The 25,958-nt window shown below is 64.5% G+C and carries 24 protein-coding genes; 13 read left to right on the top strand and 11 right to left on the bottom strand.

All coding sequences use genetic code 11. The features are described from left to right. Positions 1-5: 5 nt before the first annotated feature. Positions 6-1,472 (bottom strand): AMP nucleosidase, encoded by a 1,467-nt coding sequence (gene amn / locus P7A97_RS06445; RefSeq protein WP_277689242.1) that lies wholly within the window; start codon positions 1,470-1,472, stop codon positions 6-8. Between the two features lie 146 nt (positions 1,473-1,618). On the opposite strand from amn, the gene P7A97_RS06440 reads away from it, so the two are divergent. The 4 genes from P7A97_RS06440 (at position 1,619) to P7A97_RS06425 (ending at position 4,614) form a co-directional block, all read left to right on the top strand. Next, positions 1,619-2,329, top strand: coding sequence for a hypothetical protein (locus P7A97_RS06440; protein WP_277689093.1), 711 nt, complete (start codon positions 1,619-1,621; stop codon positions 2,327-2,329). A 140-nt stretch (positions 2,330-2,469) separates the two neighbouring features. Then, positions 2,470-2,613, top strand: a complete 144-nt coding sequence (locus tag P7A97_RS06435; protein ID WP_277689092.1) for a hypothetical protein — start codon at positions 2,470-2,472, stop codon at positions 2,611-2,613. A gap of 113 nt (positions 2,614-2,726) precedes the next feature. Further along, positions 2,727-3,881: an MFS transporter gene (locus tag P7A97_RS06430; protein WP_277689091.1), complete on the top strand. Its 1,155-nt coding sequence runs from the start codon at positions 2,727-2,729 to the stop codon at positions 3,879-3,881. 67 nt (positions 3,882-3,948) lie between these two features. Next, a complete protein-coding gene (locus tag P7A97_RS06425) occupies positions 3,949-4,614 on the top strand; it encodes a YoaK family protein (protein ID WP_277689090.1) in 666 nt (221 codons plus the stop codon). A gap of 122 nt (positions 4,615-4,736) precedes the next feature. Here P7A97_RS06425 and P7A97_RS06420 read toward each other — a convergent pair whose 3' ends face one another. From P7A97_RS06420 to P7A97_RS06410, 3 genes are all read right to left on the bottom strand, one after another. Beyond that, positions 4,737-6,386, bottom strand: a complete 1,650-nt coding sequence (locus tag P7A97_RS06420) for an acyl-CoA dehydrogenase family protein (protein WP_277689089.1) — start codon at positions 6,384-6,386, stop codon at positions 4,737-4,739. Between the two features lies 1 nt (position 6,387). After that, on the bottom strand, positions 6,388-7,023 hold the full coding sequence (locus P7A97_RS06415) for a TetR/AcrR family transcriptional regulator (RefSeq protein ID WP_277689088.1): 636 nt from the start codon (positions 7,021-7,023) through the stop codon (positions 6,388-6,390). Positions 7,024-7,161: 138 nt separating this feature from the next. Further along, a complete protein-coding gene (locus tag P7A97_RS06410) occupies positions 7,162-9,552 on the bottom strand; it encodes a hybrid sensor histidine kinase/response regulator (protein WP_277689087.1) in 2,391 nt (796 codons plus the stop codon). 190 nt (positions 9,553-9,742) lie between these two features. Here P7A97_RS06410 and P7A97_RS06405 point away from each other — a divergent pair, with 190 nt between their 5' ends. The 9 genes from P7A97_RS06405 to P7A97_RS06365 all read left to right on the top strand — a co-directional run bounded on the left by P7A97_RS06405 (position 9,743) and on the right by P7A97_RS06365 (position 19,554). Beyond that, on the top strand, positions 9,743-10,540 hold the full coding sequence (locus tag P7A97_RS06405) for a hydroxymethylpyrimidine/phosphomethylpyrimidine kinase (protein WP_277689086.1): 798 nt from the start codon (positions 9,743-9,745) through the stop codon (positions 10,538-10,540). Next, positions 10,537-11,166, top strand: coding sequence for a thiamine phosphate synthase (gene thiE, locus P7A97_RS06400; RefSeq protein ID WP_277689085.1), 630 nt, complete (start codon positions 10,537-10,539; stop codon positions 11,164-11,166). Before P7A97_RS06405 ends, thiE begins: the two co-directional genes overlap by 4 nt. A gap of 18 nt (positions 11,167-11,184) precedes the next feature. Next, positions 11,185-12,468 (top strand): glutamate-1-semialdehyde 2,1-aminomutase, encoded by a 1,284-nt coding sequence (hemL, locus tag P7A97_RS06395; protein ID WP_277689084.1) that lies wholly within the window; start codon positions 11,185-11,187, stop codon positions 12,466-12,468. A 141-nt stretch (positions 12,469-12,609) separates the two neighbouring features. Further along, a complete protein-coding gene (locus P7A97_RS06390) occupies positions 12,610-13,212 on the top strand; it encodes a tetratricopeptide repeat protein (protein WP_277689083.1) in 603 nt (200 codons plus the stop codon). A 63-nt stretch (positions 13,213-13,275) separates the two neighbouring features. Beyond that, positions 13,276-14,289: a class I SAM-dependent methyltransferase gene (locus P7A97_RS06385; protein WP_277689082.1), complete on the top strand. Its 1,014-nt coding sequence runs from the start codon at positions 13,276-13,278 to the stop codon at positions 14,287-14,289. A gap of 88 nt (positions 14,290-14,377) precedes the next feature. Then, entirely contained in the window at positions 14,378-17,401 is a 3,024-nt protein-coding gene (locus P7A97_RS06380) for a DUF748 domain-containing protein (protein WP_277689081.1), read from the top strand. Next, entirely contained in the window at positions 17,401-17,691 is a 291-nt protein-coding gene (locus P7A97_RS06375; RefSeq protein WP_277689080.1) for a DUF2845 domain-containing protein, read from the top strand. Before P7A97_RS06380 ends, P7A97_RS06375 begins: the two co-directional genes overlap by 1 nt. A gap of 56 nt (positions 17,692-17,747) precedes the next feature. Beyond that, positions 17,748-18,053 carry a DUF2845 domain-containing protein gene (locus P7A97_RS06370; RefSeq protein WP_277689079.1) on the top strand — a complete coding sequence of 102 codons (306 nt, stop codon included), beginning with the start codon at positions 17,748-17,750 and terminating at the stop codon, positions 18,051-18,053. 46 nt (positions 18,054-18,099) lie between these two features. Then, a complete protein-coding gene (locus P7A97_RS06365) occupies positions 18,100-19,554 on the top strand; it encodes a rhomboid family intramembrane serine protease (RefSeq protein ID WP_277689078.1) in 1,455 nt (484 codons plus the stop codon). Positions 19,555-19,602: 48 nt separating this feature from the next. Here the strand turns inward: P7A97_RS06365 and P7A97_RS06360 are convergent, their stop codons facing one another. From P7A97_RS06360 to rbfA, 7 genes are all read right to left on the bottom strand, one after another. Further along, positions 19,603-19,800: a CsbD family protein gene (locus P7A97_RS06360; RefSeq protein ID WP_277689077.1), complete on the bottom strand. Its 198-nt coding sequence runs from the start codon at positions 19,798-19,800 to the stop codon at positions 19,603-19,605. A 46-nt stretch (positions 19,801-19,846) separates the two neighbouring features. After that, positions 19,847-20,197: a BON domain-containing protein gene (locus P7A97_RS06355; RefSeq protein WP_277689076.1), complete on the bottom strand. Its 351-nt coding sequence runs from the start codon at positions 20,195-20,197 to the stop codon at positions 19,847-19,849. A 205-nt stretch (positions 20,198-20,402) separates the two neighbouring features. Next, positions 20,403-21,815: a hypothetical protein gene (locus tag P7A97_RS06350; protein WP_277689075.1), complete on the bottom strand. Its 1,413-nt coding sequence runs from the start codon at positions 21,813-21,815 to the stop codon at positions 20,403-20,405. 94 nt (positions 21,816-21,909) lie between these two features. Further along, entirely contained in the window at positions 21,910-24,015 is a 2,106-nt protein-coding gene (gene pnp / locus P7A97_RS06345; RefSeq protein ID WP_277689074.1) for a polyribonucleotide nucleotidyltransferase, read from the bottom strand. Between the two features lie 210 nt (positions 24,016-24,225). Further along, a complete protein-coding gene (gene rpsO / locus P7A97_RS06340; RefSeq protein ID WP_277689073.1) occupies positions 24,226-24,495 on the bottom strand; it encodes a 30S ribosomal protein S15 in 270 nt (89 codons plus the stop codon). 149 nt (positions 24,496-24,644) lie between these two features. Beyond that, positions 24,645-25,565, bottom strand: coding sequence for a tRNA pseudouridine(55) synthase TruB (truB, locus tag P7A97_RS06335; protein WP_277689072.1), 921 nt, complete (start codon positions 25,563-25,565; stop codon positions 24,645-24,647). Positions 25,566-25,567: 2 nt separating this feature from the next. Further along, positions 25,568-25,945 carry a 30S ribosome-binding factor RbfA gene (gene rbfA, locus P7A97_RS06330; protein WP_277689071.1) on the bottom strand — a complete coding sequence of 126 codons (378 nt, stop codon included), beginning with the start codon at positions 25,943-25,945 and terminating at the stop codon, positions 25,568-25,570. Positions 25,946-25,958: the final 13 nt, after the last annotated feature.

The following is a 25,958-nucleotide window of genomic DNA, read 5'->3' as shown; positions in this document are numbered from 1 at the left end:
CACGCTTAGCGGAACGGCGGCTCGTCGAAGCTGCGCAGCTTGCGCGAGTGCAGTGCGTTGAGTTGGCAGCGCATCAGGTCCAGCGCCGTGATACCGATAGCCAGGTGCTGGCTGACGGCGCGCTGGTAGAAGCTGCTGGCCGAGCCGGGCAGCTTGATCTCGCTGTGCAGCGGCTTGTCCGACACACACAGCAAGGTGCCGTAAGGCACGCGCAGGCGATAGCCTTGCGCGGCGATGGTGCCGCTTTCCATGTCCACCGCCACCGCCCGCGACAGGTTGATCAGCGGCCGTTCGTGGGCCCAGTGCAGCTCCCAGTTGCGGTCGTCGTAGGTCAGCACGGTGCCGGTGCGCAGACGCTTCTTCAGGGTTTCGCCGCGCTCACCGGTGACCTGCGCCGCCGCTTCCTGCAGCGCCTGTTGCACCTCGGCCAGGGCCGGAATGGGGATGTTCGGCGGCAGCACCCGGTCGAGGATGCCGTCACGACGCATGTAGGCGTGGGCCAGCACGTAGTCGCCGATGGTCTGCGATTGGCGCAGGCCACCGCAGTGGCCGATCATCAGCCAGCAGTGCGGCCGCAACACGGCCAGGTGGTCGGTGATGTTCTTGGCGTTGGACGGACCGACACCGATGTTGACCAGGGTGATGCCGTGACCATCGGCGGCGATCAGGTGGTAGGCCGGCATCTGGTAACGGTGCCAGACAATGGCGTCGGCCACGGCCTGGGCATCGTCCTCGGAAGTGCCGCGCTCGATGATGACGTTGCCCGGCAGCACCATGCGCACGAAGCGCGGGTCGTTGCGCAGCTGCTCCAGGCCATGGCGGATGAACTGGTCGACGTAGCGATGATAGTTGGTCAGCAGGATCCACGGCTGCACATGACACCAGTCGCTGCCGGTGTAGTGCTGGATGCGCTTGAGCGAGAAATCGGTACGTGCCGCATCGAACAGCGCCAACGGCAGGTCATTGTTGTCGCCCCAGCCATACAGACCATCGGCCACCGAGTCGGTCGCAGCGGACAGGTCGGTGCTGGGGAACACCCGCGCCAGCTCGGCGGCGCTCACCCCGGAGCCAGCCAGCTCGTCGCCCTGATCCACCACATAGGGGTAGGGAATGTTCTGCTGGCTGAAACCGACCTCGACGGTAACGGAAAAATCCTCCATCAGCGGGCGCAACTGATCCAGCAGATAACCACGAAACGCCGCCGGCTGGGTCACCGTCGTGCGGTAGGTGCCCGGTACCTGCACCTTGGCATAGGCGCGCACGCTGCTCGGCACTTCGCCCTGACAGTGGTAGGTCAGGCGCAGCTCGGGGTAACGAAACACCGCGCGCTCGGTTGCGCTGGGCTGAGTACGTTCCTTGAGGTAGCGCTTGAGCGCCAGGCTCAGGGCACTGGTCGCCTGATGATGCAGATCGGCGAGGCGGTCAACCGCCTCATCCGCGGTGGCGGCAACGATGAAATCGGTGTGCGGCATAAGGGTCACGGGGCAGCTTCCTGGCTTGATCTGACGCTCTATCTTGCGCTCGTCAGCGCATCCAGTGCCAGTGTCAAAACAGTGATGGCGCGCGCGTGGTGCACGGGCGTTCTACGCTTTACACAAAGCATCCGTGGAGAGTTGTTGTGCGCTGCCTGCCTATTGTGTGCCTGTTGCTCGCCACGCCTATCCTGGCCAACCCGCTGGACGGGCGCTACCAGGCCACCCTCGACAACCAGCCAACCGAGCTGATCCTGCGCAGCCATGAGCAGCAGGTAGAGGGCGAGTATGTGGAGGGCCAGCACCTGCGCCTGCGGCTTACCGGCCGTTTCGACGGCACCCTCCTGCAGGCGCAGATCAGCGACCCCAAGTCGGGCCAACTGCTGGCCAACATGAACGCTAATTATGCCGACGGCATGCTCAGCGCCAGCCTGGCCGCCCGCGACCCGCACAGCGGCGAGGCCCTGCTGCGTGAGGCGCTGTTCCAGCGGATCGCGCCCGCACCGCCGCCAGTGGACCCGCACCAGGACCCAGCCCTGATCGGCACCTGGGTCTACGAGCAGATGAGCAACAGCACCGGCCTGGAATTTGCCTCGCTCACCACCGTCACCACCCTGCGCATCCGTGCCGATGGCACTATCGCCCAGTGGCGCCGCAGCGTGGCCGGTGGCAGCGAGTGGAGCTACGACCGTCCCGGCGAACTGCAATACCGCGGCCGCTGGCGCAGCGACGACGGCCTGCTGCTGGTGCAACTGCAAGATGCCCGCGAGTACCTGCCAGCGGCGCGCTACCACTTCAGCGAGCCCTACCTGGTCACGGAGAGCAATACCGGCAAGATGATCTGGCAACGGCGCTAAACGCCCGTGACAGCCCATCAGCAACCCTACCCATTACCACCGGACTGACGCCCCGCTCAGGCGGGGCGCCGAGATGGATTGACCCCACTCTGGCCGCGCCCTAGACTTCGCGCCCCATTTCGACCAAACACCTCGCTGCCATGCTGCCGCTCGCCCACCTGCCCTGCTCCGCCCAGCCCGATCCCGAGCTGCTGGCGCGCACCCGGCCCGGCGACAGCAAGCTCAAGCGCCGGCGCAGCGTGCTGTTCGCCTTTACCTTCTCTCCGCCCGCCTCGCTGCGCTGAGTCCTGCGGCACCGCGCCGCAACGCCACCGACTCCTACACCCGCCCCGCCAACGCGCGTGGGCATCTGTCGCTTATTGGCCGCGCCCGGGCCGCAAACGGGCTGGAGAGAACAATGAACAATCGCTATCTGCTCGGCGTGCTGATCTTCGCCGTGTCCGTGGTCGGCCTGAGCATGGGCGCCACCCTGCCGCTGGTGGCGCTGCGCCTGCATGAGGCCGGCTCCGGCAGCCTGGCCATCGGCATCATGTCCGCCCTGCCGGCAGCCGGGATGATGCTGGCCGCCGTATTGATCAACCGCCTGTGCCGCCATTTCAGCGGTCGCCAGCTGTACCTGCTGTGCTTCGCGTTATGCCTGCTGGCCTGCGCCGCGCTACTGCCAGACGAGCCATCGCTGCCCATGCTGGCCGGCGCACGCCTGCTGCTCGGCCTGGGCATGGGCGTGCTGGTGATCCTCGGCGAGAGCTGGGTCAACGAGCTGTGCAACGAGCGTAAGCGCGGCCAGATCGTCGCCCTCTACGCCGCCTGTTTCACCGGCTGCCAGTTGGGCGGCCCGGCGATGATCAGCCTGTTCGGTGCCGCCAGCGACTGGCCGGTGCTGGTGGTGCTGGGCTGCAACCTGCTGGCCCTGGCCTGGCTCTGGCACAGCCTGCCGGCGGACTGGTCGGAAGCCGCGGAGGAAGCACCGCGCAGCTTCTCCCTGCTCGGGTTCATGCGCATAGCACCGGCGCTGTGCCTGGGCGTGCTGTTCTTCGCCTTCTTCGATGCCGTGGTGCTGTCGCTATTTCCCGTCTACGCCAGCAGCCACGGCTGGGCGGTGGGCGTGGCGGCGCTGATGGCCAGCGTGATCCTCGGCGGCGACATGCTGTTTCAGGTGCCGTTGGGCTGGCTGTCCGACCGCATCGACCGCCGCGCCCTGCACCTGGGCTGCGGCGTGCTGACCCTGGCCCTCGGCCTGGCCCTGCCCTGGCTGATCACCGAGCGTGAACTGCTGTGGCCGGCGCTGGTAATTCTTGGCGCGGCGGCTGGCGGCATCTATACCCTGGCGCTGGTGCTGATCGGCCAACACTTCCGCGGCCCCGACCTGGTCACCGCCAATGCCTGCGTCGGCCTGCTCTGGGGTGTCGGCAGCCTGCTTGGGCCGCTGCTCAGCGGCGCACTGATGAGCGTCGGCCCGCAGGGCGTACCGCTAGCCCTGTGCCTGGCCGTCAGCCTGTTCGTGGTCGCGGCACTTGGTGCATGGCCGGCTGCGCGCCGGGTGTTCTCCTAACAGTGCATGGCGCGCCCGGCACATTTCGGGCATAACGGGGCGACGACGGACGGGGGGACGTCTCGCCATGATCAATCAACTGCCACGCTGGGTGGAGATCGGCGGCTTCTGCCTGGCGCTGATCGCCGGCAGCGTCAATGCCATCGCCCTGCTCGGCTTCAACCATCAGGGCGTGTCACATCTCTCGGGTAGTTCCAGCCAACTCGGCGTGGAACTGGCCCAGGGTGAACTGGCCGGCGCCCTGCACCTGCTGCTGATCCTGCTGAGCTTCGTTGCCGGCGCGGCCATCAGCGGCTGTGTGATCGGCAACCAGTCGCTCAAGCTCGGGCGCCGCTACAGCGTGGCCCTGCTCGCCGAGAGCCTGGCCCTGCTGCTGGCCATGCTGATGCTGGAACAGGGCAACCACCTCGGCCACTACCTGGCCTCGGCGGCCTGCGGCCTGCAGAACGCCATGACCAGCACCTACAGCGGCGCGGTGGTGCGCACCACCCATGTCACCGGGCTGTTCACCGACCTGGGCATCATGCTTGGCCTCAAGCTGCGCGGCCAGCCGGCGGATCGCCGACGGATCCTGCTGTACCTGATCCTGATCGGCGGCTTTATCGGCGGCGGGGTGCTCGGCGGCCTGGGCTACTTCGACTGGCACTACCGCGCATTGCTCGGCCCGGCGGCGCTGGCTGCGCTGCTGGCGCTGGTCTACCTGGCCTATTGGCGACGCCAGCAACGCGCCTGAAACGCCTGAGGGACCGCACAAGGTGCGGAGCCTCGCCCGGAGGCAATCCGGGCGCCTGGAGCGATCGGCCTCCCCGGATCAGCTCCGGACTCCCCCACCCCGGGAGGCGGGGATCACCGGAATCAAATCAGGTGCGGCGTGCTGCGCGCTACCAGCGCCTCGACATCCACACCACGCGGCAAGGTGCCGTAGACCCGGCCACCTTCACCCAGGCGGCTGGCGATAAAGGCGTCGGAAACGGTGGCGTTGCCAGCCTCCAGCAGCAGCTTGGCCTGCAGGGCCACGGCCACATCCTCGGTCAGCTGGCGCGCACGGTACTGGATATCGGCAGTGTCGCGGAAATCCGCCTGCAGGCGCTGGATGTGCGCCTTGAGGCGCGCATCGCCGTGGCCGTCGCCCAGCTCGGCGAACAGCGCATCGAGCACGCCGGCCTCCTTGGACAGGGCGCGCAGCACGTCCAGGCACTGCACGTTGCCCGAGCCTTCCCAGATCGAGTTGACCGGTGCCTCGCGGTACAGCCGCGGCAGGATGGTCTCCTCGACATAGCCGGCGCCGCCCATGCACTCCTGGGCCTCGTTGATCATTGCCGGAGCACGTTTGCAGATCCAGTACTTGCCGATGGCGGTGACCAGGCGGGCGAACTTGTCTTCCCGCTCGTCGTGCGGGTTGTCCAGGGCCTTGCCCATACGCATGGTCAGGGCCAGCGCCGCCTCACTTTCCAGGGCCAGGTCGGCCAGCACGTTCTGCATCAGCGGCTGCTCGGCCAGCACCCGGCCACCGACCTTGCGGTGCGCGCAGTGGTGCGCGGCCTGGGTCAGGGCCTGACGCATCAGGCTGCTGGAGCCGATCATGCAGTCGAAGCGGGTCAGCGAAACCATCTCGATGATGGTCGGCACGCCGCGGCCTTCCTCGCCGACCATCCAGGCCAGGGCGCCACGGAACTCCACCTCACTGGAGGCGTTGGCCCAGTTGCCCAGCTTGTTCTTCAGGCGCTGGATGTAGAACTGGTTGCGCGTGCCGTCCGGGCGGTGGCGCGGCAGCAGGAAGCAGCTCAGGCCCTTGTCGGTGTAGGCCAGGGTGAGGAAGGCATCGCACATCGGCGCCGAGCAGAACCACTTGTGGCCGACCAGCTCGTAGGCCTGGCCCGGACCGGGGATGCCAACCGGATGCGCCTTGGTGGTATTGGCACGGACATCGGTGCCGCCCTGCTTCTCGGTCATCGCCATGCCGATGGTGACGCCGGCCTTCTGTTCGATACCGACGTTGCGCGGGTCGTACTCGGTAGCGAGGATCTTCGGCAGCCAGATCTCGGCCAGGTTCGGCTGCAGCTTGAGCGCCGGCACGGCGGCGTAGGTCATGGTCAGCGGGCAGGCATTACCGGCCTCGGGCTGGTTGTGCAGGTAATTGAGCGCGGCGCGGGCTACCTGGGCACCCTCACGCGGATCGGTCCAGGGCAGCGAGGGGATGCCGTGTTCGATGGCCGAGCGCATCAGCTCGTGGTAGGCCGGGTGAAACTCCACCAGGTCGACCCGGTGGCCGTAGCGATCGTGGCTCTTGAACACCGGCTTGTTCTCGTTGGCGAGGAAGCCAGCCTGCATCAGCGGGCCGCCCGCCAGGGCGCCATAGGCCTCCAGCTTGTCCTCGGCCCAACCGCCGCCGAAACGCCGCGTCCACTCCTGCAGCGGCAGATCGACCCGGTACAGGTTGGCGCCATCGAGCGAGGGCACCTGGTTGAACACTTCGTGGGTTTCGGCGAATTCGTGCAGGGACATATCAGGACTCCGGGGCGCCAACGGCGCGCAGACAAAAAGTAATCAGGGATTGGCTGACGGTGGCCAGCTCGACGCCAGTCTGGCCGGCCTCACGGGCAGCCCGGGCCGGCGGCGAGAGCGGGCCGACCAGCGCCTCGGCGATCGCACCCACCAGGCAGGCGGCCACCAACTGCACCTGGCCGACGCGGAAGTCGCCGCTCTGCACGCCCTCTTCGAGCAAATCGACGAACAGCTCGGCGTAAGCCTCGCGGTACAGCAGGCGCTGCTCATCGACCTCAGGGTCGACCGGCTCGGCGATCAAGGCGAAGGCCAGGCGCCGGCTATGCCAGGCGCGGCTGGCAAACTGGTCCAGCCCGGCGGCCAGACGCTCGACAGGACTGCCGGCGCCGCGCAGCACAGCGGCCAGGGCATCCACTTCGACACGGCAAGCATTGCTGAAGACTTCCGCCGCCAGCTCGCCCTTGCCGCTGAAGTGCCGGTACAGGCTGCCGGTGGCGATACCCGCATCCTCGGCCAGGGCCTGCATGGTCAGGTTGGCGAAGCCACCTTCGGTGACACGGGCATGGGCGCAGGCGAGGATGCGCTCACGCAACTCCTGGGCGCGCTCCAGGCGAGTAAAAGGAACAGAAGAAGCCATGAAATGAATCCTGATTCAGCATTTGGCAAAAGTGAATCACGGTTCATTTTTTTATGGAAACGGTATTTCCGCCAAATATGGCGGCTTTAGCGGATTACCAGACCGCCTGCCCCACCTGAAGAGCGCCGCGGGCAGGCCTCAGGCACGAGGCGACTGGCACAGCACCCAGTCATGCAGCAGGGTTTGCAGCTCGAGGAATTTCACCGGCTTGGCCAGGTAGTCACTCATGCCGGCGGCCAGGCAGCGCTCGCGGTCGCCGCTGTGGCTGTGCGCGGTAATGGCCAGAACCGGCAGTTCGGCGCAGCCCGGCAGCTGGCGCAGCGCGCGACAGGTGGCAAAGCCATCCATCACCGGCATCTGGCAGTCCAGCAGCACCGCGTCAATCGGCTCGCTGCGCAGCATCTCCAGGGCCTCGCTGCCGTTGTCGGCCGTGCGCACGCGGTAGCCGAGCTTGAGCAGCATGCCGCGAGTGACCAGCTGGTTGATCGCGTTGTCCTCGACGATCAGCACGGTGCACTGTTCCGGCCGCCGCTGCGCCATGCCGCCGATGCGCCGCAGCGGCGCCGGCGTGCCGGTGCGCGGCTGGACCGGCTGGCTGAGTTCCAGGCTGATGGCAAAGGCACTGCCCTGACCCACGCGCGACTGGTGCTGCAGGCTGCCACCGAGCAGCTCGACCAACTGCCGGCAAATCGCCAGGCCAATCCCCAGGCCGCCGTACTGACGGGTCAGGGAGCTATCCAGCTGATGGAAGCGCTGATACAGCTTGCCGCCTTCGGGGGCCGCGAAGCCGATACCGCTGTCGATCACCTCGAAGCGCAACGGCATGCTGGTCGTCAGCGGGCCAGCCGCAGAAACCCGCAGGCTGACCTGCCCCTGGTGGGTGAACTTGATCGCGTTGTCGAGCAGGTAACCCAGGCTCTGCGTCAGCTTGGCCGCGTCGCCCTCAAGCGTGTCGGGCAGGTTGTCCTCCAGCTCGACGACAAACTCCAGCCCCTTGTCGCTCGCCTGCGGGCCGTACTGGGCACGCAGGCCGTCGACCAGGCCACGCAGGCTGAAGGGCTCACGGCGTGGGTAGAGCTTGCCGGCCTGCAGCTCATTGAGGGCGAGGATATCGCTGACCATGCGCATCATGTCGCGGGCCGAGCTGGCGGCGGTCTTCTGGTACTGCTCCAGCTCCACGTCCATTTTCACCGTCTGCATCAGCTCCAGCGAGCCGATCACGCCATTCATCGGCGTGCGCAGTTCGTGGGTGACGGTGGCGAGGAATTCGTCCTTGAGGCGGTTGCTGTCGGCCAGCTCGCGGTTGAGAGCCTCCAGCTCGCGGCCCGCCTCCTGCAGGATGCGCGCACGCTCTTCCTTCATCGCGTTGATGCGGTCGGCCAGGGCCAGGGACAGCAGTCCTACCTCCAGCGCCGAACCAATCTGGCTGGCATACATGGTGATGAACATGTTAGGCAGGTAACCCAGCACCATCAGGGTATTGACCAGGCCACCGACCAGGAAGGCTGTCCAGGCGAAGATGAAATAGCGGGCCACGCGCATGCCGCGCAGCCAAGCCAGGATCCCGGCACCGAACACCACCACGGTGAAGACCAGAGCCAGGAAAGTGGCCAGGCGCAGAGAGATGGCGTAGCTGCTGGTCAACGCCATGACCATCACCAGCACGCCACCGGCCATCAGCAGTTTCAACGCACGGTCAACCCAGGGACTGTGCTCGACGGTATGCAGGAAACTGCGGGCGAACTGGCAACCGAACAGCGCCGCCGAACCAATCAGGAACGGCGTGGCGGCATTGGCCCACCAGGGACTGTCCGGCCAGAAGTACTGGATACCGGCACCATTGACCGACACCTGATACAGGCCGAAGGAGGCGATATACAGGATGTAGTAGAGGTAGCTGGTGTCACGCACGCTGAGGAAGATGAACAGGTTGTAGATCAGCATCACCAGCAGCACGCCATAGATGATGCCGAGGATGTAGATGCGCGTGGGCTGCTCTTCCAGATAGGCCTGCGGCGACCACAGCGCCAGCGGCACCTGCATCGAACCCTGGCTTTCCATGCGCAGGTACAGGCGCTGTTCCTGGCCTGGCGGCAGGTCGAGCAGGAACAGGTAATTGTTCTGTTTGATCTGCCGACTGGAGAACGGCAGTGCATCGCCGGTGCGCTGAGCCAGACGGAAACCGCCGGCGCCATCGGGCAGGTAGAGTTCCAGGTGATCAAGAGGCGGGTAGGCCAGCTCCAGCAACCAGGGCTGCGGCCCACCCTTGGCGCTCGGGCTGTAGGTCAGGTCCAGACGCACCCAGAACACCGAGCGCGAATAGCCGGCATTGAGCACGGGCTGGCCATGCTGACGGAAGCTGCCCTGCAGGGCGGGCGAACTGACCTCGACGATGCTGGAGTCGCCGCGCACATCCTCGAACACGTACATCACCGCGCCCAGAGGCAGGCGCCGCGTGTGCTCGTCGAACTCAACGGCGTGCGCCAGCCAGGACAGCCCGCACAGGATAAGAAAAACACAGTAACGCATGCCGCCCCGCATAGATCTTGCGCAGCCGCACACAGAGCCCTCTTCTCCCGATGGCGCGGCCCGCAGAATCCTTCTGATTGGTATGGGCGGCACTCTAGCACAGGCCATGCCGGGAAAAAGCCGTCACCTCGGACAAGTTGCAGCACAGGCGCATTGGGCCCGAGGACGGCTGGTGGTAAGCTCGCCGGCCATGAACAGACATAACTCCCGCCCCGTCGTCCTCTGTCTGTCCGGCCACGACCCATCTGGTGGTGCCGGCCTGCAAGCGGATATCGAAGCCCTGATCGCCCAGGGCTGCCACGCCGCTCCGGCGGTCACCGCACTGACCGTGCAGGATACGGTCAATGTCAGCGACTTCCGCGTCCTCGACCGTGCCTGGGTCATGGCCCAGGTCGACGCCATCATCACCGATCTGCCGGTGGCCGCCGTCAAGCTGGGCATGCTCGGCTCGGTGGAGATGGTCGACACCGTGGTCGAGATCATGCAGCGCCTGCCGGGCGTACCACTGATCTGTGACCCTGTGCTGCGTGCCGGCGGCGGCGGTTCGCTGGGCAAGGACGACGTCGGCTACGCCATGCGCGAACGCCTGCTGCCGATCGCCGCGGTGGCCACGCCGAATTTGCCGGAGGCACGCATCCTCGCCGAACTCCCCGAAGGTACGGCGGACGAGTGCGCAGCCAAGCTCGCGCCGTTCTGCCAGCACCTGCTGATCACCGGCGGTCACGGCGACGAGGCCGAAGTGCACAACCGTTTATACGTGCGCGGCGGCGACTGTCACACCTTCACCTGCGCGCGCCTGCCCGGCAGCTACCACGGTTCCGGCTGCACCCTGGCCAGCACCCTGGCCGGCCGCCTGGCCCTGGGCGAGGAGGTGGTCAGCGCCGTGCGCTCGGCGCTGGATTACACCTGGCGCACCCTGCGCGATGCCGAACAACCCGGCCGTGGCCAGTTCGTACCGCGCCGACTGCCGCTGGACTTCTGCTCGTGAAGCTGCGCGGCCTCTATGCCATCACCGACAGCCAGTTACTGGCCGATGGCAAGCTGCTGCCCTATGTGGAAGCAGCCCTGAAAGGCGGCGCGCGCCTGCTGCAGTACCGCGACAAGTCGAGCGACAATGCCCGCCGCCTGCGCGAAGCCTCGCAACTGGCCGAGCTGTGTGCGCGCCACGCTGCCGAGCTGATCATCAACGATGATACCGAGCTGGCCGCCAAGCTGGGCGTTGGCCTGCACCTGGGCCAGAGCGATGGTTCGCTGGCCGCCGCCCGCGCCCTGCTCGGACGCAAGGCGATCATCGGCGCCACCTGCCACGCCCGCCTCGACCTGGCCGAACAGGCCATCGACGAGGGCGCCAGCTACATCGCCTTCGGCCGCTTCTTCACCTCGCAGACCAAGCCCGGCGCCCCTGCAGCCACCCCGGAGCTGCTGCGCGAGGCCCGTCAGCGCTTCGGCCTGCCCATCGTCGCCATTGGTGGCGTCGACCTGAGCAATGGCGTGCAACTGATTGAGCACGGTGCCGACCTTCTGGCCGTCATCCATACCCTGTTTTCCGCGCCCTCCGCCGCCGAGGTGGAGGCCCGCGCACGCGCCCTAAGCGCGTTGTTCGCTACCCCCTGATTCGAGAGAGAGTTCGCCATGTCCCGTTCCGAGCAACTGTTCGCCAACGCCCAGAAGCACATCCCCGGTGGCGTCAACTCGCCCGTGCGCGCCTTCAAGAGCGTCGGCGGCACGCCGCTGTTCTTCAAGCACGCCGAAGGCGCCTATGTGGTGGACGAGGACGACAAGCGCTATGTGGACTACGTTGGTTCCTGGGGCCCGATGATCCTCGGCCACGCCCACCCGCAAGTCCTCGACGCGGTGCGCAACCAGCTGCAGCACGGCCTGTCCTATGGTGCGCCGACCGCCATGGAAACCGAGATGGCCGACCTGGTGTGCAGCCTGGTGCCGTCGATGGAAATGGTGCGCATGGTCAGCTCCGGCACCGAGGCGACCATGAGCGCCATCCGCCTGGCCCGTGGCTACACCGGCCGCGACGCCATCATCAAGTTCGAAGGCTGCTACCACGGCCATTCCGACAGTTTGTTGGTTAAAGCCGGCTCCGGCCTGCTGACCCAGGGCGTACCGAGCTCGGCCGGCGTGCCGGCGGACTTCGCCAAGCACACCCTGACCCTGCCGTTCAACGACATCGCCGCCGTGGAGAAGACCCTGGCCGACGTCGGTTCGAGCGTGGCCTGCATCATCGTCGAGCCGGTGGCCGGCAACATGAACTGCGTGCCGCCGGCACCAGGCTTCCTCGAAGGTCTGCGCGAGCAGTGCGACAAGCACGGCGTGGTGCTGATCTTCGACGAGGTGATGACCGGCTTCCGCGTCGCCCTCGGCGGCGCCCAGGCGCACTACGGGGTGACGCCTGACCTGTCGACCTTCGGCAAGATCGTCGGCGGCGGCATGCCGGTCGGCTGCTTCGGCGGCAAGCGCGCCATCATGGAGTGCATCGCCCCGCTCGGCCCGGTCTACCAGGCCGGCACCCTGTCCGGTAACCCGCTGGCCATGGCCGCCGGCCTGACCACCCTCAAGCTGATCAGCCGCCCGGGCTTCCATGCCGACCTGTCCGACTACACCAGCCGTATGCTGGCCGGTCTGCAGGAACGCGCCGATGCCGCCGGCATCCCCTTCGTCACCACCCAGGCCGGCGCCATGTTCGGCCTGTACTTCAGCGGCGCCGACGACATCGTCACCTTCGCCGACGTGATGGCCAGCGATGCCGAGCGTTTCAAGCAGTTCTTCCACCTGATGCTGGAAGGCGGGGTGTACCTGGCGCCGAGCGCCTTCGAGGCCGGCTTCACCTCCATCGTGCACGGCACCCGCGAGCTGGAAATCACCTTTGCCGCCGCCGAGCGGGCCTTTGCCAAACTCAAGTGAGGCCACGCCAGGCGTAACCGCAGAAAGGATTCTCGGTAAAGGCTTTGTAAGGTCGCCCCGGCTTGCCACATAATGTGACGGCCGGCGCGTTTCGCCGGCAGGGCATGAAGCCCGACCGTTTCGCGAGGCACTCCGATTTCCATGAAATGCACCGGCCGCAACCTGTTCCTGGGTTGTCTGTTGCTCGCAACACCCCTCCTGGCCAGCGCCGGCGACAACTCGTTGCTGGTGCCGACCGAAAGCCGCTGTGCCCTGAACGTTCCCGACGAAGACCTCGCCAATGCCCTCACCGCCTGTGAGGAAGCCGCCAAGCTTGGCGACGCCCAGGCGCAATACGAGCTTGGCGAGTTCTACTACAACGGCCAGCGTACCCAGCCCGACCTGCCCAAGGCACGCTACTGGTTCGAGCAATCGTCCCTGCAAGGCAACGCCGATGCCCAGCTTCGTCTGGGCAATATGTTCCTGCACGGCGAAAGCGTGCCTCCTAACAAGGTACAGGCCTATATCGTGCTGAAGATGGCGGCGGTGAACGGCTCGGACGAGGCCATGGACAACGCCGATCAGGTCGCCGAGCAAATGCCCCGGGAAGAACTGCAGGTTGCCAGCCAGGTCCTGGGCCAGATCTTCCGCAGCTACCTGCTGGAGCTGCAGAACATCGACAGCGAGCCCTCTTCTGGTTTCAGCCCCGCGCCTCACTCGCCCAGCGGCAGCCTCAGCCCGCAAGCACCCGCCTTCGCCCCATAAGGCCGAGCCCCGGGCTGGTGCTTCTTGGTAAACTGCGCGCCCTCCCGTTCCGAGACACTGCGCATGTCCTCTCTCGACCAGCCGCTGTCCGCCGCCCTCAACGCTCGCCAAGCCCTGCTCAGCGAACTGCACCAGCAGCAGACGGACTGCTATCGCCTGTTCCATGGCAGCCAGGAAGGCGCACCGGGTCTCACAGCTGACCGCTACGGCCCGCAGTTGATGGTGCAGAGCTTTCATCAGCCGCTGGAGCGCGAGGCTCTGCTCGCCCTGCACGCACAGATCAACGAACACCTCGGCCTCGACCTGCAGCTGGTCTATAACGACCGCTCCGGCGGCAATTCGCGCATCGACCGTCGCGATGAGGCGTATCAGCCCACGCCGGAGGCGCTGGCAGACAGGGTCGGCCGGGAATGGGGGCTGAACTACCGGGTTCGTGGTCGCCATCCGGGCCAGGACCCGCTGCTGTTCCTCGACCTGCGCAATGCTCGCGGCTGGATCAAGGCCAACAGCGCCGGCAAGCGCGTGCTCAACCTGTTCGCCTACACCTGCGGCGTCGGCCTGTGTGCCGCCGCCGGCGGCGCCCGTGAAGTGCTCAACCTGGACTTCGCCGAGGGCAACCTGGCCGTGGGACGGGAAAACCTGGCACTCAATCCAGGCCTGACGATGGACTTCGTACAGTCCGACTACTTCCCCGCCATCCGCCAGCTGGCCGGCCTGCCGATCACCACGCGGCGCGGCCATAAACTGCCCGGCTATCCGCGCCTGGAGCAACGCCAGTTCGACCTGGTCCTGCTCGACCCTCCCGCCTGGGCCAAGAGCGCCTTCGGCACCGTCGACCTGCTGCGCGACTACCAGAGCCTGCTTAAGCCGGCGATCCTGGCGACGGCCGACAATGGCACCCTAGTGTGCTGCAACAACCTGGCGAAAGTTGCCCTGGATGACTGGCGCGCCCAGGTGCTGCGCTGCGCCGAGAAACTCGGCCGCCCGGTGCGTGACTGCGAGCAGATCCTGCCCGCCGCCGACTTCCCCTCCCGTGATGGCCAGCCACCGCTGAAAACCCTGATCCTGCGCTTCTGAGTCACACCCAAGGCAGAGTGCTGGCCCACAAAGCGCGATAGCCCATGCCATACTCCAGACTCCTCAGTCTGGAAGAAGACGCTGCCCCATGCTCAAAGGATTGCAACGCATCGCCTACGCCGTCGCGGTCGTAATCGGCCTCTATGCCCTGCTCGGTTTCCTGATCCTGCCTGGCATCGGCCAACGCGTGGCCAACCAGCAACTCGGCCAGCTGGCTACCGTGCCGGCCCGCCTTGATCGTATCGAGCTCAACCCCTTCAGCCTGGAACTGCAGCTCTGGGGCCTGCATATCGGCGAGGCAGACAAACCGCAGATCGCCTTCCAGCGCCTGTACGCCAATCTGCAACTCGACAGTCTGTGGCGCAAAGCTCTGCACCTGGCCGACGTGGAGCTGGAAAAGGCGCATACCGAAGTACGCTTCGCCAAGGATGGCCAGCTCAACCTGACCGGTCTGTTCAAACTGCCGCCAAGTGAGGAGAAGCCCGCCGAGGAGACTCCGAGCGAACCCTTCCCACTGCGCATCGAGCGCATCGAACTGATCGAGAACAGCCTGCACTTCGCCGACCTGCGCCCCAGCGAGCCGGTCGAGTTCGTCTACGACTCGCTGAATCTGGAGCTGAACAACCTCAGTACCCTGCCTGAAGACAGTGCCGAGATGCAGCTGGTTGCCACCGGCCCCTATGGCGGCCGCATCGACTGGCACGGTCAGGTCAGCCTCAGCCCGATCAGCTCGCAAGGCCAGCTCAAACTGACCGATGGCAGGCTCAAGGGCGTGTGGCCCTATGTACGCGATGCCGCACCGCTGGTACTGGAAGACGGCGTACTCGACCTCAGCGCCGATTATTCGCTGAACCTGGCCAAGGGCACCGAGCTGCAACTGAGCAATGTCAGCGCCACACTCGCCAAGTTCGCCATCAAGAGCCCTGCAGACAAACCGCTGGTACGCATGGAGCGTCTGGAAATCGGCGAGACCAGCCTGGATCTGGCCAAACAGCAGGTCATCGTCGGCCAGATCCGTAGCCACAAACTGGAAACCTGGGCGGCGCGGGAGAAGGACGGCCAGCTGGACTGGCAGAAGCTGTTCGCCAGCCACAGCAAGCCGGCGCCAGCAGCAGCCCCTGCGGCGGCACCGGACGAAGCGGCCGCGCCTGAAGCAGTGGCGCCAGTTGCGGAGCAGACTACAGCCCCCGCCGCCCCGCAGAACGCCGCCCCCTCTGCAGAAGACGCGCAACAGCAGGCGGTCGCCACGCCAGCCGCGCAGGCGCCAGAGGAACCGAGCAAACCCTGGCAGGTACTGTTGCGCGACGTACAGCTGCGCGACTACCAGGTGCATCTGGCCGACCGCGCGGCGGGAGAGCAGGAGGTCAAACTCGATCTGGCACCGCTCAATCTGGACATCAGCAATTTCGACAGCCTGGGCACCTCGCCCTTCGGCCTCAAGCTCGACACCGGGGTGAACAAACGTGGCCAGATCAAGGCCGAAGGTCAGGTACAGCTGCAACCGACCACGGCCAAGCTGCAATTGGTCACCCAGAATATCGACCTGCGCCTGGCCCAGGCCTACATCAGCCCCTTCGTCCGCCTGGAGCTGCGCAGCGGCCAGCTTGGCAGCAACCTGGCGGTCAATCTGAAGAGCGTCGAGCCGCTGGCCTTCAGCATCGACGGGCGCGCCGAGGTCAATCAGCTGCACACCCTGGACACCCTCAAGAACCGCGACTTCCTCAAGTGGCAGCAACTGCAGGTCGAGGGGCTGGACTATCGCCACGGTGAAGGCTTGGCCATCCAGCAGGTCAACCTGCAACAACCCTATGCCCGCTTCATCATCAACGAAGACCTGACCACCAACATCAATGACCTGATGATTCCCCAACCGGCTCAGGCCGGCGCCAAGGCGGAGCCGGCCGGCAAACCGCTGCCCATTCGTATCGGCGGCGTGAACATCAAGGACGGCTCGGCCAACTTCGCCGACTTCAGCCTGACACCCAACTTTGCCACCGCCATCCAGCAGCTCAACGGCCAGATCGGCACCCTGGACAACCAGAGCCCGCAGGCCGCCAGCGTCGACATCAAGGGCAAGGTCGACAAGTACGCACCGGTCAGCATCAAGGGCAAGCTGACCCCGTTCGACCCGATGAACAGTCTGGATATCGCCACCAGCTTCAAGAACGTCGAGCTGACCACCCTCACCCCCTACTCCGGCAAGTTCGCCGGCTACCGCATCCGCAAGGGCCGCCTCAACCTCGACCTGCACTACCAGATCGAAAAGGGCCAGCTGAACGCCGATAACAAGCTGCTGCTGGAGGACCTGCAGCTGGGCGAGAAGGTCGACAGCCAGGACGCCGTGGACCTGCCGATCCGCCTGGCCGTGGCCCTGCTCAAGGACACCCAGGGCAACATCGACATCCAGCTCCCGGTGAAGGGTGACCTGAACAACCCCGAGTTCAGTGTCATGCCCATCGTCTGGCAAACCCTGCGCAACCTGGTGCTGCGCGCTGCCCAGGCGCCCTTCAAATTCATCGCCGGCCTGGTCGGCGGCAGCGACACCGACCTCAGCCAGGTACAGTTCGCCGCCGGCAGCAGCGAGCTGGATGGGGCAGCACAGAAGACCCTGGACACCCTGGCTTCCGCGCTCAAGGAGCGTCCGGTACTGCGCCTGGAGGTCGAAGGCATGAGCGCCAGCGCCAGCGACGGCCCGCTGGTGGCCGAGCAACGCCTGGAGCGGGAGTATCAGAATACCCAGTACAAGATCCTCCAGCGCAGTGGCGACGAGGTTCCCGCCGCTCCCGAATTGCTGGTGGTGGATGAGGACGACAAGGCGATCCTGCTGGAAGGCATCTATCGCGCCCGCCTCAAGCAGCAACCGCCAGCCGAATGGAAAGAGTTGCCGGATGAGGAGCGCACGGCGAAGATGCGCGACGCCGTGCTGCAATCCTGGGCCAAGAGCGAACTGCTACTACGCCAGCTGGGGCAGGCCCGCGCTGCCAGCATCAAGGACTATCTGGTAGAGCGTGGCAGCCTGGAAGACCAGCGCATCTACCTGCTGGATGTCAGCCTCACCGAAGGTACCGCTGGCGCCCCAATCGACACCGCACTGCACCTTGGGAGTTTGTGATGAAAAGCCCCCTGCTGTTAGCCGCGCTGGTCCTCGCCAGCGCCATGGCCGAAGCCGGCACCATGCGCTGCGGCAGTAAGCTGATCAACGAAGGCGACCGCGCCTTCGAGGTCGAAAGCAAATGTGGCCAGCCTGCCCACCGTGATCTGGTCGGTTATACCGGCGGCTATCAAAGCGACCGCGATCTGGTGATCGAGGAATGGGTATACGGCCCCAACAACGGCATGCTCAGCATCCTCACCTTCCAGGGCAACCGCCTGGTGCGCATCGAAACCAAACGCGCCAACTGACAGCTCGCCACGGCACGGTGTAGGCTGCCGCAAATACTTTGCGCAGCCCCATCACGATGCTCAAACCTGCCATAACGACCCTGTGCCTACTGCTGACCAGCATGGCCGAAGCCAGCTCGACCCTGCGTTGCGGCAGCCAGCTGATCAGTATCGAAGACCTGGCCAGCGAAATCGAAGCCAAGTGCGGCGCGCCGATGAGCCGCGACTTCCTCGGCTACCGCGAAGTGCGCGACTACTACGGCTATGTCAGCGAAGTCGCCATCGAGGAGTGGGTTTACGGCCCCAAGAACGGCATGTACCACTTCCTGCGCCTGGAGGGTAATCGCCTGGTCAAGATCGAGAGCAAACGCGGCAGTCGCTAGCCGCATCACACATTGCTATTCGTAGGCTCAACAAGGACGAAGCCTCATGCTGATCATTCCCGCAGAACACCCGCTGGACTGGAAGCGTCCTCCCGTCGTCACCCTGCTGCTGATCCTGCTCAATGTGCTGATCTACTTCGGCTACCAGGGCGGCGATGAAGAGCGTCTGGAGGCAGCAGTCAACAGCTACCTCGATGGCGGCCTGCTCAACCGTGAACGTGCGCTGTTCATCGAGAGCATTAGCCAGCGTAGGGACTTCGATGCCGAGGAGCGCGCCTATGTCGACGGCATGCGCCGTCAGGACCTGGCGGCCTGGGTGCTGCATGACCTAGAGTTCGAGCAGCAACTGCATCAGCGCGCCGATTACCAGGCGGACAGCACCTGGCAAGCTGCGCGCGAGTCCGCCGAAGACGCCCGCAACCGCCTCAGCAACATCCGTTTCGGCTTCATGCCGGCCCGCTTCAGCCTGGAGGGCCTGTTCGGTGCGATGTTCCTGCACGGCAGCTTCGACCACCTGCTGGGCAACATGCTGTTCCTGTTCATCTTCGGCTTCGCCCTGGAGATTGCCCTGGGCAAGGCGGTCTATCTCGGCCTCTATCTGCTCAGCGGCCTGGCCTCGCACCTGCTGTGGTGGGCACTCGACCCGGTGTGGATCAGCGGCGTCGGCGCCTCCGGCGCCATCTCAGGACTGATGGGCATGTACATCGGTGTATACGGCCTGCGCCGAATCAACTTCTTCTACTGGCTTGGCCCATTGATCGGCTATTTCAAGGCGCCCGCGCTGTGGGTGCTACCGGTATGGCTGGGCAAGGAACTGCTCGGCCTGCTCGCCGCGGACGATCACGTCAACTACTACGCCCACCTGGGCGGCCTGGGCACAGGATTCCTGGCAATCTGGCTGGCCAGACTAACTGGCCGGCTGCAGATGGATGAGGGCTATCTGCATAAAGAAGACCCGGACGCCCCCTTCAAGCGTGAGCTGGCCGCACTGGATCAGCTCATCAGCCAATTTGCCCTGGCCCAGGCCGCCGCTCGCGGGCCTGATCTACTCACGCGCTATCCGGGCCGACCTGCGCTGTTGGTGCGACTCTACAGTGTTGCCAGCGGGCGCCAGGACAAGGCCCTGCTGACGCAGATACTCAAGCAACTGTTCGCCCTGCCCGTAACGGAAGAAACGCGGCCACTGCTGATACGCCTTGCCATAGACAGCGCCGCCTCCGAACAACCCTGGCTGGCTCACCCCTCGGTACAACTGCATCTGCTGCAGAAGCTGCTCAAGGCCGGTGAAGGAGCGCATGCGCTGGCAGCCTGGCGCAGGCTCGCCCAGGCAAGTCAGCCCATCCAGCAACTGCCGCCCCTGACTCTGCAACTGGCCAAGCAACTGGGGCCGAAGCAGGATTTACGTGCCGTCACCGAGCTGGCGCAATACCTGCGACGCGTCTTCCCCGAGGCAGAACAGACCACCCAACTGAGCCTCTACCAGCAGCATCTGAGCCGTTGAGCGCCCAGAAAAAGCCCCGCCAGGCGGGGCTTTTTCTATCGCAGCCGGTTACAGGTCGCGACTGAAGCTGCGGATCTCTTCCTGGGCCTTTTCCTTGGTCCAGCCATAGCGCTCCTGCAGCTTCCCTTCCAGATATTCGCTATGGCCCTCGACCACATCCAGGTCGTCGTCGGTGAGGTTGCCCCAGCGCTCTTTGATGCGGCCGGAGAGCTGTTTCCACTTACCTTTGATCACATCGGAATTCATGGTTCTATCCTCGAATCGAGGCTGTCGGCAAAGCCGGTAGCGAGCATTAGTCGGTAGCTTTCAGGCCATCGGCCGATACGGCCTTCACACCCTTGACCATCTTGGCCTTCTCGACCGCCAGATCACGCTCAGCACTGCTCGGTACCACGCCGGACAGAGCAACCACACCCTTGTTGGTCTCGACCTTGATATCCAGACCACTGATGCTGTCGTCGGCCAGGAAGTCCGCCTTCACCTTGCTGGTGATCCAGGTATCGGAAACCACTTCCTGCGCTTCATCCATGGTGTCATTGGCAGCCACTTGCAGGGGTTCGGCAGCGAAAGCGCTGCTCAGCGGCAGGCTCAGGGCAGTGGCGGTCAGGGCAGCAAGGGTCCATTGAGTGAGTGGCTTTTTCATAGCGATATTCTCCTGGTTGCTTTGAAGTTTCGGCAGCCAATACATCCCTTGGCTGCGTCTGCAGGAGTTACATCGCAAGCCCTGTGCCAGCCCCGTAAAAAATAAAATTCCTTTTATATCAACTAGTTGGAAAATCACAGAAACAGCAGACCCGTGCATATTGCGTATTAGCCATCGAAACGGCCGTGCAGATTGCAATGCGTACTCAGCCGCGCTCGACCAGACGCCTCAGGGTGTCCTGCAACTGCTCGACCTCTGCCAACAGAGGAGACTGTGGATACTTGCCGCGAATAAAGCTCAGCAGGCGTTGAGCCGGCTCGATTTGTCCCAACCCCTCGGCAAGACCACGCGCCGCCAGCAGGTAGGCCCTGGGAATATGTGGGTAATCGGGAAAACGCAGGTGCAGATTGCGCAGCAGACTCAGCGCTTCGCGGGTCTTGTGGCGCGCCAGCAGCGCCTGGGCAATGCGCTCACAAACCAGGGCATCGTCTGGCAGGTAATCGGCACGCAGCTGCCTGGCGTTGAGTAGCGCCGTAGCGGCCTGCGCCGGATTGAGCCTCGCGGCCAGAGGCAGGTAGTGCGCCAGATGCCGCAGGCAACGCTCGCGGGCATCCAGACCAAACAGCAGCTGGTGGAAACGCTCATTGAGGAACAGGTCGTTAGGTGCCGCCTCCAGAGCCATGGCGAGCAATTCCAGCGCCTGGGTGCCCTGCCCCTCCTTGAGACGAATCTCGGCCTCGGCCAGCGCCTTGCGTCGACGATACTCCTCGGCCGGATAGCCTTGCGCTTCGTCTTCTACGGCGACATAACCCAGGGCGCCCTGATACTGGAACACCGCATAACCCATCATGGCGCACATCACCACGCTGAAATAGCCGAACAACAGCGCCGCGACAGGCATCAGCACCACTTTGGGCAGGCCACCGGCAAGCATGTAGGTCACCCAGCCTGGCGATTGCCAGAGGATGAACAGGAAGGCCCAGAGGATCAGGTAGCGCCAGCCCATGGCCTTGATCACCGCACCGACCTGATCGGGGCTGAGTGCCGCCCCCAGCGTCTTGTCCAACGCCAGGCGGATAAGGCTGGCCGGAATCACCAACTGCACGCCGAGCGTCACCGCCCAGAACAGTGCCTCGCTGTGAAAGTCAGCGGCCAGCCAGACTGCGGCAAAGCTGATCAGGAAAAGCACCAGCACGCGCCAGAACAGGCTGAAGCCCTCAATAGAAAAAGCCGACCGCAACGAGGGCGCTTCCCGTATGCCGAGGCTGGAATCTTCGATCACTGCCTGCAGGTATTTGCTGGCCACGCAGAATAACGCCAGCCACAGCAGCTTCCACGCCGGCATGAACAAACTGGCCAGGCATAGCGCTGCAGCAAACGCCAGGGCACCGGGTTGCAGGCCGTATTGAAAGAACTGCGGAATGCGCTGCCAGAACGGTTGCGCGGTATTGGCAGCGCCGAGAAAGCGCAGCTTGTCGCGACACAGCGGGCATAACGGCACCTCGTCCGGCGCCTCGGCATTGAGCGGCACGCAGCAGTCGCCGTAATCACGCGGGCAGCCCGGGCAATGCCAGGTCGCCGGTTGCGCGGGGTGGTAGCGGCAGTAGGTGACTTCCATGTAACAGGCATCCTTGGGCCCTGCAGGGGACGCTATTGTCCGGGCAAAAAAAGAGGGCCCGCAAGGGGCCCTCTCTTGTGCAGCGAGGTCTGGCTTAGACGCCGGAGGCCTTGGCTGCGGCAACGTCCTTGATGGACAGCTTGATACGGCCGCGGTTGTCCACGTCCAGTACCAGCACTTCCACTTCCTGACCTTCCTTCAGCACGTCGGTGACTTTCTCCACGCGCTGATCGCTCAGCATGGAAATGTGCACCAGACCGTCCTTGCCCGGCAGGATATTGACGAAGGCGCCGAAGTCGACGATGCGCTCGACCTTGCCGAGGTAGATCTTGCCGATCTCGGCTTCCGCGGTGATGGCCAGCACGCGCTGCTTGGCAGCCTCGGCCGCTTCCTTGGTTTCGCCGAAGATCTTGATCGAACCATCGTCTTCGATGTCGATCGAGGCTTTGGTTTCTTCACAGATGGCACGGATGGTGGCGCCGCCCTTGCCGATCACGTCGCGGATCTTGTCCTGGTCGATCTTCATCGCCAGCATGGTCGGCGCGTTGGCCGACAGCTCGCTGCGCGACTGAGCGATGACCTGGTTCATCTGGCCGAGGATGTTCAGGCGCGCTTCCAGGGCCTGGCCCAGAGCGATCTCCATGATCTCTTCGGTGATGCCCTGGATCTTGATGTCCATCTGCAGCGCGGTCACGCCATTGGCGGTACCGGCCACCTTGAAGTCCATGTCGCCCAGGTGGTCTTCGTCACCGAGGATGTCGGTCAGCACGGCAAACTTGTCACCTTCCTTGACCAGACCCATGGCGATACCGGCAACCGGGGCCTTCATCGGCACACCGGCGTCCATCAGCGCCAGGGAAGCGCCGCACACGGAAGCCATGGAGCTGGAGCCGTTCGACTCGGTGATCTCGGAAACCACGCGGATGGTGTACGGGAACTCGTCGGCGCTCGGCAGCATGGCGGCAACGCCACGACGGGCCAGGCGACCGTGACCGATTTCGCGGCGGCCGGTAGCGCCCATGCGACCACACTCACCGACCGAGTACGGCGGGAAGTTGTAGTGCAGCATGAAGGGGTCTTTCTTCTCGCCTTCCAGGGTGTCGAGCAGCTGCGCGTCACGGGCAGTACCGAGGGTGGCAACCACCAGCGCCTGAGTTTCACCACGGGTGAACAGGGCCGAACCGTGGGTCTTGTCCAGTACGCCGACTTCGATGTTCAGGCCACGTACGGTGCGGGTATCACGGCCGTCGATACGCGGCTTGCCGTTGACGATGTTCTCGCGCACGGTGCGGTATTCGATCTCACCGAAAGCTTCTTTGACTTCAGCCGCAGAAGGCTGGCCTTCTTCACCAGAGAACTTGGCGATCACCTGGTCGCGCAGCTCGCCCAGACGCGCATAGCGGTCCTGCTTGATGATGATGGTGTAGGCCTGGGAAATGGCCTCGCCGAACTCGGCGCGGATGGCATTCAGCAGCTCGGTGTTGGCGGCCTTCGGCTGCCAGTCCCAGGTCGGCTTGCCGGCTTCGGCAGCGAATTCCTTGATGGCACTGATCACGGCCTGGAACTCGTCGTGGGCGAACAGCACGGCGCCCAGCATCTGGTCTTCGGTCAGCTCTTTGGCTTCGGATTCGACCATCAGTACCGCGGTTTCGGTACCGGCAACGACCATGTCGAGGCTGGAGGCCTTCTGCTGCTCGTAGGTCGGGTTCAGCAGGTAGCCGGTTTCCGGGTGGAAGGCCACGCGGGCGGCACCGATCGGGCCGTTGAACGGGATGCCGGAAACGGCCAGAGCAGCCGAGGTACCGATCATCGCGGCGATGTCCGGGTCGGTCTTCTTGCTGGTGGAAACCACGGTGCAGATGACCTGCACTTCATTGAGGAAGCCTTCCGGGAACAGCGGGCGAATCGGACGGTCGATCAGACGCGAGGTCAGGGTTTCCTTCTCGGACGGACGCGCTTCGCGCTTGAAGAAGCCACCCGGGATCTTGCCGGCAGCGTAGGTCTTCTCCTGGTAGTGCACGGACAGCGGGAAAAAGTCCTTGCCTGGATCCGCGCTCTTGGCGCCGACCACGGTGACCAGCACGCTGACGTCGTTATCGACGGTGACCAGCACGGCGCCGGAGGCCTGACGGGCAATGCGGCCAGTCTCGAGGGTGATGGTCGACTGACCAAACTGGAACTTCTTGATTACCGGGTTCACGGTGTCTTCCTTCTCTTTGTTGCCTTGGGGGGAACGGGTGAGGCACAGACTGTGCCCCGAAAGTCTGTTCAGAATTCGCCGCTCAGCAGCGCATTTGGAACAGGCTCTAATTGGGTGTTGCAGAAAGCCAGAAGCTGGAAGCCCGAAGCCACAGCCGGTACACACCCACTGTCGCTTCAAACTTCCAGCTTCTCACTTATGGTTTACGTCTTAGCGACGCAGACCCAGGCGACCGATCAGGGCGCTGTAACGCGAGGTGTCCTTGCCCTTCAGGTAGTCCAGCAGCTTACGACGCTGGTTAACCATACGGATCAGGCCACGACGGGAGTGGTGGTCTTTACCGTTGGCTTTGAAGTGGCCTTGCAGCTTGTTGATGTTGGCGGTCAGCAGGGCAACCTGCACTTCCGGAGAACCGGTATCGCCTTCAGCTTGCTTGTACTCGTTTACGATCTGGGCTTTTTCTTCAACGCTCAGTGCCATGGTAATGGGCTCCTAAGTAAACAGGCCGGGACGAATCCCGTGTTTTAAATAAGAGAAATGACCGTGCCTGCTGACAGCCACCCTCATCACGCACCATCGCTTGGCGACGATTCGCTCCGGTCACTCGACCGAATCCTTGTTGACCCAGGCTAGGCCTTGGTCGAAATCAGACGTTTCGGCGCAATGCGCCCGTCTTCGCTCACTTCACCGATACCGATGAAGCGACCGGTGTGATCCTGCACCCGTACCATGCCGAACTTCGGCGCTTCCGGTGCCCTTACCGGCTGACCATGCAGCCAGTAGTAGGCGCTGTGCTCGCTGAACTGCAGCAGTGGCCAATGTTCCAGACCACTGTCCGCTGGCAACAGGAAGCGATCCAGCGCCTCGCTGCCACCTTCGGCATGGGCCTTTTCCAGCTCTTCCAGGGTCACCGTCTGCGCCAGGCTGAACGGACCGGCCTGGGTGCGGCGCAACTCTGCCACGTGAGCACCGCAGCCCAACAGCTGACCAAGGTCTTCCACCAGGGTGCGAATATAGGTGCCTTTGCTGCAGGCCACGGACAGGCGCATCTGCGCATCGTCCAGGGCCAGTAAATCCAGGCGCGCAATAGTAACAGAACGCGCCTCACGCTCCACTACTTCACCGGCACGGGCCAACTTGTACAGCGGCTGGCCATCCTTCTTCAGAGCCGAGTACATCGGTGGTATCTGACTGATTTCACCACGAAAACGCGGTAGCAGTGCTTCCACATCCGCCCGACCGACGGTCACCTCGCGGCGCTCCAGCACTTCACCCTCGGCATCACCGGTGGTGGTGGTGACACCCAGTTGCGCCAGGGTCTCGTAGCCTTTGTCGGCATCCAGCAGGTACTGGGAGAACTTGGTCGCCTCACCGAAGCACAGCGGCAAGACGCCGGTGGCCAGCGGATCCAGGCTGCCGGTATGGCCGGCCTTCTCGGCATTGAGCAGCCAGCGCACTTTCTGCAGCGCGGCGTTGGAGCTGAAGCCGCGCGGCTTATCCAGCAGGATGATGCCGCTGACGTTGCGGCGAATACGTTTGACCTGGGCCACGCTCAATCGTCCTGATGCTTGCTGTCTTCGGCCACGGCACGCTCGATCAACGAGGACAGGTGCGCGCCACGGGAAATGCTTTCGTCATAGTGGAAATGCAGATGCGGCACGCTGCGCAGCTTCATCGCCTTGCCCAGCAGCATGCGCAGGTAGCCCGCAGCGTCGTTCAGTACGCGCAGGTTCTGCTGGATTTTCTCGGCGTCATTCTCGCCCATTACGGTGATGAACACCTTGGCGTGACCGACATCGCGACTGACATCCACAGCGGTAACGGTGACGAAGCCCAGACGTGGATCCTTGACCTCGCGCGGGATCATCTGCGCCAGCTCACGCTGGATCTGATCGCCGATGCGCTGGGTACGGCTATAAACTTTTGCCATTTCTCTTACCTCG

Source organism: Pseudomonas sp. GOM6, from assembly GCF_029537485.1.
Taxonomy (GTDB): domain Bacteria; phylum Pseudomonadota; class Gammaproteobacteria; order Pseudomonadales; family Pseudomonadaceae; genus Aquipseudomonas.
The sequence above is the reverse complement of the archived record's forward strand: the minus strand, read 5'-3'. Positions and strand labels throughout refer to the sequence as shown.

What these genes read in the sequence shown, in the direction of transcription:
- P7A97_RS06385 (WP_277689082.1), top strand. Translation starts at nt 13,276, where the DNA reads ATGTCCTCTCTCGACCAGCCGCTGTCCGCCGCCCTCAACGCTCGCCAA.
- P7A97_RS06430 (WP_277689091.1), top strand. Translation starts at nt 2,727, where the DNA reads ATGAACAATCGCTATCTGCTCGGCGTGCTGATCTTCGCCGTGTCCGTG.
- P7A97_RS06390 (WP_277689083.1), top strand. Translation starts at nt 12,610, where the DNA reads ATGAAATGCACCGGCCGCAACCTGTTCCTGGGTTGTCTGTTGCTCGCA.
- P7A97_RS06370 (WP_277689079.1), top strand. Translation starts at nt 17,748, where the DNA reads ATGCTCAAACCTGCCATAACGACCCTGTGCCTACTGCTGACCAGCATG.
- P7A97_RS06350 (WP_277689075.1), bottom strand. Translation starts at nt 21,815, where the DNA reads ATGGAAGTCACCTACTGCCGCTACCACCCCGCGCAACCGGCGACCTGG.
- rpsO (WP_277689073.1), bottom strand. Translation starts at nt 24,495, where the DNA reads ATGGCACTGAGCGTTGAAGAAAAAGCCCAGATCGTAAACGAGTACAAG.
- P7A97_RS06425 (WP_277689090.1), top strand. Translation starts at nt 3,949, where the DNA reads ATGATCAATCAACTGCCACGCTGGGTGGAGATCGGCGGCTTCTGCCTG.
- hemL (WP_277689084.1), top strand. Translation starts at nt 11,185, where the DNA reads ATGTCCCGTTCCGAGCAACTGTTCGCCAACGCCCAGAAGCACATCCCC.
- P7A97_RS06375 (WP_277689080.1), top strand. Translation starts at nt 17,401, where the DNA reads ATGAAAAGCCCCCTGCTGTTAGCCGCGCTGGTCCTCGCCAGCGCCATG.
- P7A97_RS06420 (WP_277689089.1), bottom strand. Translation starts at nt 6,386, where the DNA reads ATGTCCCTGCACGAATTCGCCGAAACCCACGAAGTGTTCAACCAGGTG.
- P7A97_RS06380 (WP_277689081.1), top strand. Translation starts at nt 14,378, where the DNA reads ATGCTCAAAGGATTGCAACGCATCGCCTACGCCGTCGCGGTCGTAATC.
- P7A97_RS06405 (WP_277689086.1), top strand. Translation starts at nt 9,743, where the DNA reads ATGAACAGACATAACTCCCGCCCCGTCGTCCTCTGTCTGTCCGGCCAC.
- P7A97_RS06360 (WP_277689077.1), bottom strand. Translation starts at nt 19,800, where the DNA reads ATGAATTCCGATGTGATCAAAGGTAAGTGGAAACAGCTCTCCGGCCGC.
- P7A97_RS06415 (WP_277689088.1), bottom strand. Translation starts at nt 7,023, where the DNA reads ATGGCTTCTTCTGTTCCTTTTACTCGCCTGGAGCGCGCCCAGGAGTTG.
- P7A97_RS06410 (WP_277689087.1), bottom strand. Translation starts at nt 9,552, where the DNA reads ATGCGTTACTGTGTTTTTCTTATCCTGTGCGGGCTGTCCTGGCTGGCG.
- P7A97_RS06355 (WP_277689076.1), bottom strand. Translation starts at nt 20,197, where the DNA reads ATGAAAAAGCCACTCACTCAATGGACCCTTGCTGCCCTGACCGCCACT.
- amn (WP_277689242.1), bottom strand. Translation starts at nt 1,472, where the DNA reads ATGCCGCACACCGATTTCATCGTTGCCGCCACCGCGGATGAGGCGGTT.
- rbfA (WP_277689071.1), bottom strand. Translation starts at nt 25,945, where the DNA reads ATGGCAAAAGTTTATAGCCGTACCCAGCGCATCGGCGATCAGATCCAG.
- P7A97_RS06435 (WP_277689092.1), top strand. Translation starts at nt 2,470, where the DNA reads ATGCTGCCGCTCGCCCACCTGCCCTGCTCCGCCCAGCCCGATCCCGAG.
- P7A97_RS06365 (WP_277689078.1), top strand. Translation starts at nt 18,100, where the DNA reads ATGCTGATCATTCCCGCAGAACACCCGCTGGACTGGAAGCGTCCTCCC.